Here is a 12,246-nt window from a genome sequence, read left to right on the forward strand (position 1 = left end):
GGTTGATAATTAATATCAAATATGAAATACGTTAATGTTTGCTACTTAAAGATTAGTGAGATGGGGGGATGGGGAAATGGCGAGATTTGTGTATTTGCACAATTTTTTCGATTTCATGTAATTTCTGGAGATGTCTAGTCTTAAACCAATATTGATATGAACAGTTAAGAAAAGAGTTATTATCTCCAAAAATGATATTCAATCAGTTGGTTTAATTATCCGTAAGTAAAATAGCGATAGAGATTCAAAGTGCTAAAAACTTTTTCAACACTGGATGCTGAATTCATTTTCGGATTATTCGTTTTAATTTTTATTTATCTTTACCAGAAAATTAGGTTTAAAGCCTCCCCTTTAAAAGGAATAAAAAAAGAAAATTCAGTATTTCAAGCCTCCCTATTGCACCTATCGATTACCCATATCTTTCTCAACATAAAATTTGAGAAAAGAGAGAAGTTATGTGTCTACCAGAAAATGGATATTTCCCAAGAGTAAATGTATTTAATTGGAGGCTTTTTGATAATGAATGCTCTGTTTCTCCCCCCATCTCCCCATCTCCCCATCTCCCCACACTCCTCATCCGGGAATACTTCTAAGACTTGTGGGTAATGGATAGCTATTACACGAGGTACTGATAATTGATAACTGAAATGATCTACTTATTTATAACATTTTTTAGTGGCATTTTAATGGGAATGACCACAGCACCTATTGGTGCATGGTTTCTTGGATGGTTAGCTTTAGCTCCTCTCTGGATATTAGTAATTCAACAGAAAAAATCCTTGGATAAATTTGTATTAGGTTTAACTTGGGGGATAGGTTATCACGGTTTAGCCTTGTTTTGGATAACCGGAATTCATCCGATGACTTGGTTAGAAATTCCTTGGTTAGCTAGTCTAGCGGTCGCTCTATTTTGTTGGATTTTTATTACTGTTTGGGGAGCAAGTTTAGTTGCTATTTGGGCGTATTTATTTGGAATTTTAACTCCTGTATCTTTCTCGGATAAAATATCTTCATTTGCCAGAGTTTTATTAGGTATAACTTTATGGTGTTGTTTGGAGAAAATCTGGAGTTTAGGAAATCTTTGGTGGACGTCTCTAGCTTTTACTCAGAGCAACCAAAATTTAGTAATTTTACACCTTGGTCAATTATCCGGACCGATTACAATTACAGTAGCTATTGTCACAGTAAATGCTTTATTTGGGGAAGCTTTTATTCAAGCAAAATCACAGCAAAATCCAGGAAATTTTCAACAAATTAAATTTTGGCAAAAACAAAATAATCCAGAGCAACTAAACTTATTAGTAAAGTTTCTCTTCTCATATCAAATCCTGTTATCAAAAGGTACTTTTTCAACATCTTCTCTAACCATCTCCCCATCTCCCCATCCCTCCATCTCCCCATCCCCCCATCTGCACAAAATAATACTCTATAAACAGCATTTAGTATCACTTCTTCTTTCTCACTTCTTCCTTCTGGCAATAATAACTTTAATATTTTTCCACATCATAGGGTTTAGTCTATATAATACTCCTTTAAATCCAGAACCAGAAGCAGCTTTAAAAGTTGGAATTATTCAAGGGAATATTCCTAATGAAATTAAGTTTAACTCTCAAGGTTGGTATCGTGCTTTGGAAGGTTATACTCAAGGATATAAAAAATTAGCAGAGGAAAATATTGATGCTGTATTAACTCCAGAAACAGCTTTACCTTTTTTATGGACAAATCAAAATAATCGTAGATTTCTTTCCTTTTACCAAGCAATTTTAGAGAAAGAAGTAGTAGCTTGGGTAGGAGGTTATGGCAAACAAGATAATAATCTGACAAATAGCTTATTTACTATTGACAAGACAGGAGAAATTTTCAGCCGTTATGACAAAATAAAATTAGTACCTTTAGGAGAATATATTCCCTTTAATGAAGTGTTAGGAAAACTAATAGATAGACTCTCACCTTTAGATGCTCATTTAGTACCAGGAAAAACAAACCAAATATTTGATACACCCTTTGGCAAAGCTATAGTTGGAATTTGTTATGACTCAGCCTTTTCCGAAGTATTCCAAAGACAAACATTGGCAGGAGGAGAATTTATTTTAACTGCCGCTAATAACGCTCATTATAGTTCTATAATGCCAGCTCAACACCATGCTCAAGATATAATGCGGGCAATAGAAAATGATAGATGGGCAGTACGAGCAACAAATACAGGTTATTCTGGAATTGTAGACCCCCACGGTAGAACAATTTGGCTATCAGGAATTAATACTTATGAAACTTATACAACCACAATTTATCGGCGGAATACCCAGACTTTATATGTAAAATGGGGTGATTGGTTAACACCAGTATTACTTGTGGGAGGGGTATTAACAAAAATAATTTTATGGTCAAAAATTAAATAATATATCTAAGCATTCAGCTATTAGCAATCAGCTCTCAGTTTTTTGATGAATTAAGTAAGGATCTGTTGCAGAATACTTATATAACTGAAGAGCTAGTTATTTCTGCTATAAATTATCTGAAATATATCAATAATAATTTCTGATTTCAAGACAAGACGAGCTTCAACAATTAATAATTAATAATTAATAATTAATAATTACCTCTTCCGATCGCAGATAGGATTGGCGCTCAAGGAATTTTTTTTCTTCTCAAGGGGAGATTGGATATGGTTAGGTAACCCATCCATCCCATCCTAGGTCATGCTCCGCTTTCCGACCGCTTTTTCTCTTGAAATAGAAGGCTTTATACCTGAATTGTTCGGTAATTATAATAAGTGCTGAAGTTCGCAGTTACTACCCATGAGGCAAGCTAAAAGCTGTTAACAAAGTTCCTCCGCAGGAGGCTGGCTGTTAGCTCTGAATTCCGCAGGAAATGCTTACTAATATATTCTGGTAAAAGTCAAAATTACAGTAGTTTTAATTGTGTGATTTATTGATTGAAAAATTACTACATAGCAATTCTTATAATGATGAGGTACAAAATTTTAGGTTTGATACTTTATGTCTTATACCAATTTGAAAAAAGATTGCTACATTAACTTTTTCTAGTAGGTAGGGGAGATATTGGTTTGGCAATACAGAAAAATTAAATTTGAGAGTTTTCCCGACTCCCCCACTCTCTTTTTTAGGGACTAGCAAATAAAAAAATATTTCATTAATTGATAATTGATAATGGCGAACTTGATAATTACAAGAAGGTTAAAACCGAGAGGATTGAATATTGGGAAATATCATTTCTTCTCTTGGTCGATTGGATATGGCGTTTCGCTGCGCGACATGAAAAGCGTACTTCGCAGCTCCTCTGCAAGAGGCAGCGGCTCTGTCAAGAGCGGGAAACCTCGCCATCCCATCCTAACGGACTGCTCCGCAAACGACCGCTCTCTTGGTCGATTGGAGGCCAGCGAGGAGACCTCGCCATCCCATCCTACGGAATGCTTCGCTTTCCGACCGCTTTTTTCCCCTATCCAAGGGGAGGCTTCAAGGCGCGAATTAATTAATTATTAATAATTAATTAATAATTCGGTAAGCATTCAGCAGTCAGCTTTTAGCTATCAGCTTGATTAGCTTTAATTGTATGCGTTGAAAACTCAAACTCGTCGCTGTTGTGCTTCAATTCTATGATTGAAAATGTAGTATAAGTTAAACGAAGTCTTACTTCATTCATTAAAAAGATGTTTGCGTAGCATTCCGCAGGATGAGCTGAACGCTAATAGCTGAATGCTTACAAAAATATCTCATTTAACTCCTCTGACATTTTGCCTCTTGTAGATATAGCTTTCTTAACTAGGAAATTTATTTTGTACAACTACTTAATTTTGTTCCCTATACCCTGTTGACTACTGCTCGAATAAGTCTCATAATTCACCCCAAAAAATGAACAAAAAATTTTTGATATTTATATTTTTTCTAGTCAGCTTACTGATAGTAACCTGCACCAAGCAACCTGCTCAATTAGACTCTCAAAAAACACCTTTACCAGAAACAACTCCATTAACAATTTGGTGGACAAAAGGTTTTTATCCTGAAGAAGATGAAGCTATTAAACAAATAGTTGCTAACTGGGAGAAAAAAAGTGGTTATCCAGCTAAACTTCTTTTCTTCAACGATGATGAAAGTTTAAAAATAACTCTTCTTAAGGCTGTAAGAACAGGAAAACCTCCAGATATTGTTTATAATTATGGATTAGAATTTGCTGTAAGTCCTCGCCTCGCATGGGAAGGCAAATTAGCAGATGTTTCCGATGTGATTGAACCTGTTAAATCTCTTTACACTCAAACTGCTCTTGCATCTGTTTACCTAAATAATAATGTAACTAAAAAACGCAGTTATTATGCAGTGCCAATTCAGCAACAAACTGTACATATTCATTATTGGCAAGATTTGCTCGAAAAAATTAATTTAAAAAAGTCAGATATACCTAATGAATGGGATAAGTTTTGGAAATTTTGGCAAAATGCTCAAAAGACAATTCGTCAAAAAGATAAATCAGAAATTTATGGCATTGGTTTAACTATGTCTGCTGCTTCTGAAGATAACTTTTATGAATTTGAACAAATGTTAGAAGTCTATGATGTTAATTTATTAGATAAAAATGGAAAACTACTAGTAGATAAACCCGAAGTCCGCCAAGGAATAATTACAGTCTTAAATTGGATTACTAATCTTTATAAAGATGGATATATACCCCCAGATTCGGTTCAATGGTCAGCAGTAGATAATAACGTTAATTTTCTGAATCAGAATTTGTTAATGGTAATTAATCCTACCTTATCAATTCCTGCTTCGCAAAGACAAGATCCAGAAATTTATCAGAATCAAATTAAAACAATTGAATTTCCTTATGAACCGGATGGAGAACCACCAAAATACCTAGTATCTGTTAAACAAATACTTACTTTTAAATCATCCTCTAATTTGCAGCAAGCTAAGAATTTTTTATCCTTTTTTATTCGCCCAGAAAACATCGGCAAATATCTGAAACTTTCAGCAGGAAGATATTTCCCAGTAATGCCACAATTATTATCAGATGAATTTTGGCAAGACAAAACTGAGCCTCATATTTCTCTGGCAGTTAAACAATATCAAGAAGGTGCAACTCGACCGTTTAATTATGTAGTTAATCCTGCTTACTCTCAAGTATTATCAGAAAATGTTTGGGGCAAAGCAATTGAAAGGGTAATTGTTGATGGATTATCAACAGAAGATGCTACTGATGAAGCAATTGCTAAAATACAAGACATATTTTCTCAATGGTAAACCATTCAATAATTAATAATTAATAATTAACAATTAATAATTACTTCTTCTTTTTAAGAAGAGGATTGGTTAAAAGGAAATTTTTTTCTCCTTGAAAAGAGAGGCTTGATACCTTAATTTTTCGGTAAATAAGAAAGAGTCAAGGTTCAATTCTGAGTTAGTGGGAATATCCTACTGCCGTTGTAAGTATCCTACTCCCGTGGATGAACAAGATTCTCACATTATTAAAACTTCAACTGATTAATATTATGTTTGGTTGAATACTTATAATACCAAGCACAATCAATGTTTGTTACAAATGATAGGGATGTTGCATACAACGTCCGTAGGTCAGACCGAAGTTGGAAGACCAAAGTTGGAATAAATATCGAATAAAAAAAAGGGAAAATGATAGATATAGCTTTCTCAAATCAATTGGAGAAGCTCTTTTTAAGTAGATCCGATCGCTTTTGGCACCTTTTTGTACAATTCTTTTTTCATGCGTGGTGTAACAGGATTAGAGATGATTTGAAAAAAGTACCTTTTGATCACCAAATTGGATAAAAATATACAGACTAATAGCATAGATAAATATGACTGAATCGACCAAAAATTTTGATTGCTTAAAATTTTTCAAGCCTACGAAACTTATCTAAATAAACTTAGATCAAGAGCATAATTATGAGACGTAAATTATTTGACTTAATTTTGCTATTTATACTCAGTTTAATATTAGTTACTTGTAGTGTAAATCAGCCTCAATTTTCTATACAAGAACCTCCCTTAGAAACAGTTTTAACAATTTGGTGGAATCGGGGATACTACCCAGAAGAAGATGAAACTCTACAAAAAGTTATGACTGACGGGCAACAAAAAACTAGCAATAAAGTTTAATTTTTATTTGTTAGTGAGGATAATTTTCGAGCCAGCTATTGATGCTTTGGAGGTAGGTAAAACACCTGATATTCTCTTTTCTGAAAGAGCAGAATTTACTTTAATTCCCCAATGGGCATGGCAGGATAAATTAGTAGATATTTAAGATATAATTGAACCCGTAAAAAAATTATATAGTGATACTACTCTAAAGTCTGTTTATTTTTACAAAAATGTTAAGTCTAAATCTTCTAATTATGCTGTGGCAATAATGCAGCAGAGTATCCATATTCACTACTGGCTTAATTTAATTCGTCAGGCTGGTTTAGGAGAGGAAATACCGGAAAAATAGGATGATTTTTGGCAGTTTTGGCAAAAGGCACAAAAAGTTTTAGATCGACAAGGCCAAGATAATATTTATCGTTTAGGATTACCCATGTATATTGATGCCAAGGCCGATGTTGAAACCAATCTCATCATAACATCGAAAGTCGCCCGCTTAAGGGCAAGGCTTTAAACCCAATTTTTCAGTAATTTAAATTGCCGATCGCCCTTGTCAGCTCAATTTTAAATTTTAGTTTACAATACTTCATAACATCAGTTACTATAGTTAAATAAAGGTTAAGGTTTTCCTCACCTATCTCTAAGACCAGATAATTTTTCACCTTGAAAAGAGTTATAAAAAACTAAAAATCCTGATTAGGAGTTAAAATTTAACTATGACTGATAACTACTCCCCAGATACAGAGCAATATTCAGAAAATTACCCCGAAATAGATAAGCCAGAAGAAGCTTGTGGTGTTTTCGGGATTTATGCCCCAGAAGAAGATGTAACTAAACTTACTTATTTTGGCTTATATGCTCTACAGCATCGAGGTCAAGAATCAGCCGGAATAGCTACTTTTCAAGGTGATAAGCTATATATACACAAAGGAATGGGGTTAGTATCTCAGGTCTTTAATGAGTCAATCTTACAACAGTTGCCTGGTAATATAGGGATTGGTCATACTCGTTATTCTACTACTGGTTCTAGTCGTATTATCAATGCTCAACCTACTGTTGTTGACACTCGCTTAGGACCATTGGCTTTAGCTCATAATGGTAATCTTGTTAATACGACAGAATTAAGAGAAGAACTAATCAAGCGTAGTTGTGATTTTAACAGCAGTACAGATTCAGAAATGATTGCATTAGCGATCGCCACAGAAGTTAAAATTGGTAAAAGTTGGCTAGAAGCTGCTATTAGTGCTTTTCATTTATGTCAGGGTGCTTTCAGTTTAACTATTGCTACTCCAGAAGGTTTAATGGGTGTCCGCGACCCTCATGGTGTACGACCTCTTGTGATTGGTACTTTAGAAGATATTAACCCGAAAAGATATGTCCTGGCCTCGGAAACTTGTGCTTTAGATATTATTGGTGCGGAATATCTGCGGGATGTGGAACCTGGAGAGTTAGTTTGGATTACAGAAGAAGGTATGGCTTCTTTCCACTGGAATCAAAAACCCCAGAGGAAGCTATGTATTTTTGAAATGATTTATTTTGCCCGCCCCGATAGTATTATGGAAGGGAGTAGTTTATATAGTTATAGACTCAAAATTGGACGCCAGTTAGCAAAAGAATCTTTTGTAGACGCAGATATGGTAATAGGTGTTCCTGACTCGGGAATTCCAGCAGCGATCGGTTTTTCCCAAGAATCACGTATTCCTTATGCGGAAGGATTAATTAAAAATCGTTATGTTGGTCGTACCTTTATTCAACCCACTCAGCACATGAGGGAATCAGGTATTCGGATGAAACTTAACCCTCTCAAAGATGTTTTGGAAGGGAAAAGAGTAATTATGGTTGATGATTCTATTGTCCGGGGTAATACGAGTAAGAAAATTGTGAAAGCTTTACGAGATGGTGGTGCAACAGAGGTTCACATGAGAATTTCTTCCCCACCAGTGACTCATCCCTGTTTTTATGGAATTGACACAGATAACCAGAAACAATTAATAGGAGCAATAAAATCAGTGGCAGAAATTGCTGCACAAATAGGTGTTGACTCTCTAGCATATTTGAGTTGGGAAGGGATGTTGAAATCAACGGATGAAGACCCCAAGACGTTTTGTTCTGCCTGTTTTACTGGCGACTATCCTATTCCTTTACCAGAAACACTGAAGCATTCAAAATTAATACTGGAAAATCCAGTTCAAGTTTAGATTATATCATGTCTGGTTAATTAATAAACATGGGCGTGAAAATAAACAAGCTTTTTATTTAACTTCAATTGACAGCAATAGAGTTGTAAAAGTCAGCCATTAAATCATTTTTCGTACTTTTGTACGAAAAATATCTTGCAAGAGTGGTTCTTGCATGAGTACCTTCTGGGACTACTCCAGCGAAAAATCTATATTTTTTTCACGTCTCTGTCTATTTAACTAATTGTCCTGGAAACATCTTCTTCTCTCAGTCTCCCTTGTTTTCTCTATTTCCTATCCCTAATTATTTATAATTATTTAACCGGACATAAGCTAATACGCATTTTAAATGCGTATTAGCTTATCAGTACTCAGAAGGCGCGATAGGGGAGCCGTCGGATTGGCGACGTACAGAAGTAATAAGAGTTTTCCTTTGAACAAGGCACACAAATTAATATAAAATCAAAGGATAATATCTTGATAATTCATTACCAATAATCAAAATTTTTTTCTCAAAAAAATCACACCTTTTTCCATATTATGATGTAGGTTTTTAAATCAAAAGTAATATTTACTTGCTCATCTTATCAATTATTTTTTGATAATCATCCTTGTTTTCTATTTTAAATAAATCATCCATCAGCCAACCTCATAACTCAGATTCATCATCAACATCACGCTCATCTTGACCAAAAATTTTCAGGAAATACATTAAGCTCTTATTGTCAAGATTATCAGAAACTTCTTTTCTTATACCATTTCTCCATGAAGTTGCACTTAATAAAAGATTACAGCCGTCAGAAAAGTTCAGTTCTGGGTAAGAATTATTAAGTGCATTGTTACAGACAAATGGCATTACATAATTTTTATTGATAATTAATTCAACTATTGCGCTTTAGTTTTTAGATTTTAGATGAAGTGTCAGGGATGGCGATAGTGCTACGAACCGCTACAGGTTTCATGTCGCCCAGCGAAACGCCTAACTTGATTTTAATTAATAATTAATTCAACTATTGCGCTCTAGTTTTTAGATTTTAGATGAAGTGTCAGGGATGGCGATAGTGCTACGAACCGCTACAGGTTTCATGTCGCCCAGCAAAACGCCTAATACCATTTCTCCATCAAGTTGAACTTCATAAAAAATAATAGCCGTCAGTAAAATTCATGTCTGGGTAAAAATTATTAAGTGCATTGTTACAGAGAAATGGTATTACTTCACCCCATGAGAAATAGTATAGCGCAAGTCAGAAGTCAGAAGTAATCTCGCTCGTGAGTTTTCGGTGCGTTCATGGTCCGTAAATAGCATTTAGTAATGTCAGCCCTCTTTGCTTCGACTGCTATATCGTCCTTGTTTACCTCCTTTCCTTACTTAACTAAACTATTGACATTTTTCTCTACCTGGATTTGATTTTTATTTATCTACTTCATTACTCATATTTTTTATCGATTTTTCTGTAACTTATCAACTTTAAATTTAAGCTCTCTACTCAATGCGTTGCTAAATTCTTTCATACAATTTTTACAGTTTTATACTTTTTGTAATTTCTTAATATTAACTATTATTTCAGATATAGCAGTACAAAAAAGTTTGAGGACATAAAATTAAAATCCTTTACCTACAAAGTTTTGACTTGAGCTGATAAAGCAGTTTCTCCGTCAGGAGACTAGCTGATAAGACAGTTACCGAACTCTTGAGGTATAAAGCCTCTCCATTCATGGAGAAAAAAGAAAAAAATTCCTTGAGCGCCAATCCTCAATGTTATAAGAAGAGGTAATTATTAATTATTAATTATTAATTATTAATTATTAATTATTGAAGACCCAGGAGACTAGCTATTTGCGGAGCATTCAGGCACGGAAATGCTTAAAGGTATAATAGGTATGACACTATTTGTGACATATTTGAAAGTGAAATGGTATAACAACTATTACTTTGGAGAATACCCATCCGTAACGTTTGTTTGTCCCAAATATTTTTTGAGATAAGGCGAAAACACCTCATAAATTAATGTCAGCGGTTGCCCATGATGCCAAAATAAATAATGTCGTCCCCAAAATGGTCCTGACTCACTAAAAGCTAACTCTAATTCCCTAGAATGACCATAATAAATTCCTTGGACATCTCGATACAATTCTGTCCGCAAACGAGCTAAACTAGCCCAAATTGGCAAAGACCGATTTTGCAAATACTCATCTACATGACTTGCTTCCCACCAAGATGTAGCATAAGCTAATCTTTGCCCGGAAGATGTTTTTAGCCATACCTGTCTCCTTAGTCTGGGGCCAGGTACAGCATTAATTAAATCAGGAGCATTATCAAGATTCATGCCAATAGGGGACATATCAATTACATCTACTTCTGTTGGTTCAGTTGTCAATAGTTGCAAGTGACGAGTTGGGGAGCCATCTCCCAGAAGTAATATTTGCCATGGGGGCGAAAGTTTGGAGTGGGGTAAACCTTGACGAACAACTTCTTCTCCTCCTTGCCATAAAGGAGTTAAGGAATACCATCCTTTGGGATGTGTTATCAGGTTTTTGGGTGAAATAGCAGTCAATGTTCTTCTTTACAAAACTTAACTTCTTATTTTAATCATAGCGTCCCTATTTAATTCTTTCTACTAACACTATTTAAAAAAAAGCAATTATCATATTTTATAGCATTTGTCAAAGCAATTAAATTCCAGCATTTATCTAAATCTTGGTTGAAGACCTGCGCTCTCGGTCAAGGGATTGTCGTATGGGAAAACCGCTCTATTGATTGGTTTTACACAATATATGCTAAAATTTAAGTCTTGAACAAGCAATGTAATAGATGGTTGAAAAAGCCTACAAATTTAGGTTTTACCCTACTTCTGAGCATGAAAATTTGCTGCTCAGGACTTTGGGTTGTGTACGACTGATATACAACAAAGCGCGCTTCAGCTAGAACTCAAGCTTGGTAGGAGCAAAAGCAACTAGTAAGCTACGCAAACTTCAGCTATGCAGACTTCCTGGAAAAAACAGGAAAATTTAGATTTTCTGAGTGAAGTTAGCAGTGTACCATTGCAGCAAAGTTTGAGGCATTTACAGACTGCTTTTACTAACTTTTTGAGCGGGGGTGCCAAATATCCTAATTTCAAGAAAAAGCGTATGGGGTGGTAGTGCTGAATTCACGCTCGTCTGCTTTCAAATGGAAAAATGGTCAAGTCTATCTAGCTAAATGTTGTGAACCATTACCTATTAAATGGAGTAGGCAACTGCCACAAAATTGTATACCAAGTACGATTACAGTCAAGTTTTACTCTGACAGTAGATGGTCTGTATCTTTGAGAATTAATAGACATAGGCGTGAAAAAGATATAGACTTTTTGCATCTAGTAGGGAACAGGGAACACTTAACTGGGAACAGGGAATGTATTTTGACAAAAAAGATACGAAAAATGATTTTTTCACTGAATTTTACAACTATAACTTGTCTTGGATAAAGAGCAAGTTTATTTTCTGGAGAGGTCTAATGATCCTAGAGATTTGACTCTCAAGCCAGTTAACAAACAAGTAGATATTGATTTAGGAATTACCAGTCTTTTAACTACCAGTGATGGAGAAAAAGTAGCTAACCCTAAGAATCTTCAGAAGTTACACAAAAAACTCAGGTGAGCTGCTAAAGTCTCTGACAAGAAAAACTAAGAGGTCCAATAACTATCAGAAAGCCAGGGTGAAAGTAGCCAGGATAAACGCCACAATTAAAGACTCAAGACTTGACTATACCCATAAGTTAACCACTCACCTGATTAGAGAAAATCAAACTATTGTGGTGAAAGTCCCTATCAGCAATGCTAGGGAATCCCGCGCTGTCTCGTAGAGCAGTGTCGGGAGGATGTCAATAAGTACCTGGTCATAAATAAAGTTAATTTTGAACAGAAGAAGTTAGGTAGGAGAGCTGACTGTTAAGGGAAGTATCAGCGATGTGTTGGCGACTT

At 35.0% G+C, this 12,246-nt stretch carries 11 protein-coding genes; 9 read left to right on the forward strand and 2 right to left on the reverse strand.

All coding sequences use genetic code 11. The features are described 5' to 3' along the window. Positions 1–647: 647 nt before the first annotated feature. From lnt to purF, 5 genes are all read left to right on the forward strand, one after another. The gene (gene lnt / locus F6K22_RS14665; protein WP_293098896.1) at positions 648–2,399 is read left to right on the forward strand and encodes an apolipoprotein N-acyltransferase; all 1,752 of its coding nucleotides are present in this window, start codon (positions 648–650) and stop codon (positions 2,397–2,399) included. Between the two features lie 1,473 nt (positions 2,400–3,872). Continuing rightward, a complete protein-coding gene (locus tag F6K22_RS14670; RefSeq protein WP_293098899.1) occupies positions 3,873–5,255 on the forward strand; it encodes an ABC transporter substrate-binding protein in 1,383 nt (460 codons plus the stop codon). 660 nt (positions 5,256–5,915) lie between these two features. Then, positions 5,916–6,128, forward strand: coding sequence for a hypothetical protein (locus F6K22_RS14675; RefSeq protein ID WP_293098901.1), 213 nt, complete (start codon positions 5,916–5,918; stop codon positions 6,126–6,128). Positions 6,129–6,135: 7 nt separating this feature from the next. Next, positions 6,136–6,273, forward strand: a complete 138-nt coding sequence (locus F6K22_RS14680) for a hypothetical protein (protein ID WP_293098903.1) — start codon at positions 6,136–6,138, stop codon at positions 6,271–6,273. Between the two features lie 553 nt (positions 6,274–6,826). Then, positions 6,827–8,308 (forward strand): amidophosphoribosyltransferase, encoded by a 1,482-nt coding sequence (purF, locus tag F6K22_RS14685; protein ID WP_293098905.1) that lies wholly within the window; start codon positions 6,827–6,829, stop codon positions 8,306–8,308. 628 nt (positions 8,309–8,936) lie between these two features. Here the strand turns inward: purF and F6K22_RS14690 are convergent. Both F6K22_RS14690 and F6K22_RS14695 read right to left on the reverse strand, forming a co-directional pair. Beyond that, the gene (locus F6K22_RS14690) at positions 8,937–9,143 is read right to left on the reverse strand and encodes a hypothetical protein (RefSeq protein ID WP_293098907.1); all 207 of its coding nucleotides are present in this window, start codon (positions 9,141–9,143) and stop codon (positions 8,937–8,939) included. Between the two features lie 1,072 nt (positions 9,144–10,215). Further along, a complete protein-coding gene (locus F6K22_RS14695) occupies positions 10,216–10,842 on the reverse strand; it encodes a chorismate lyase (protein WP_375340159.1) in 627 nt (208 codons plus the stop codon). 257 nt (positions 10,843–11,099) lie between these two features. Between F6K22_RS14695 and F6K22_RS43495 the strand changes: the two genes are divergently transcribed. The 4 genes from F6K22_RS43495 to F6K22_RS14710 all read left to right on the forward strand — a co-directional run bounded on the left by F6K22_RS43495 (position 11,100) and on the right by F6K22_RS14710 (position 12,128). After that, on the forward strand, positions 11,100–11,213 hold the full coding sequence (locus tag F6K22_RS43495) for a helix-turn-helix domain-containing protein (RefSeq protein WP_483244136.1): 114 nt from the start codon (positions 11,100–11,102) through the stop codon (positions 11,211–11,213). A gap of 53 nt (positions 11,214–11,266) precedes the next feature. Continuing rightward, positions 11,267–11,428, forward strand: a complete 162-nt coding sequence (locus tag F6K22_RS43500; protein WP_483244137.1) for a hypothetical protein — start codon at positions 11,267–11,269, stop codon at positions 11,426–11,428. A gap of 315 nt (positions 11,429–11,743) precedes the next feature. Beyond that, the gene (locus tag F6K22_RS14705) at positions 11,744–11,923 is read left to right on the forward strand and encodes a hypothetical protein (RefSeq protein WP_293098910.1); all 180 of its coding nucleotides are present in this window, start codon (positions 11,744–11,746) and stop codon (positions 11,921–11,923) included. 58 nt (positions 11,924–11,981) lie between these two features. Further along, positions 11,982–12,128 (forward strand): hypothetical protein, encoded by a 147-nt coding sequence (locus F6K22_RS14710; RefSeq protein ID WP_293098912.1) that lies wholly within the window; start codon positions 11,982–11,984, stop codon positions 12,126–12,128. Positions 12,129–12,246 lie beyond the last annotated feature (118 nt).

The sequence above is a fragment of the Okeania sp. SIO2F4 genome (assembly GCF_010672385.1).
GTDB lineage: Bacteria > Cyanobacteriota > Cyanobacteriia > Cyanobacteriales > Microcoleaceae > Trichodesmium.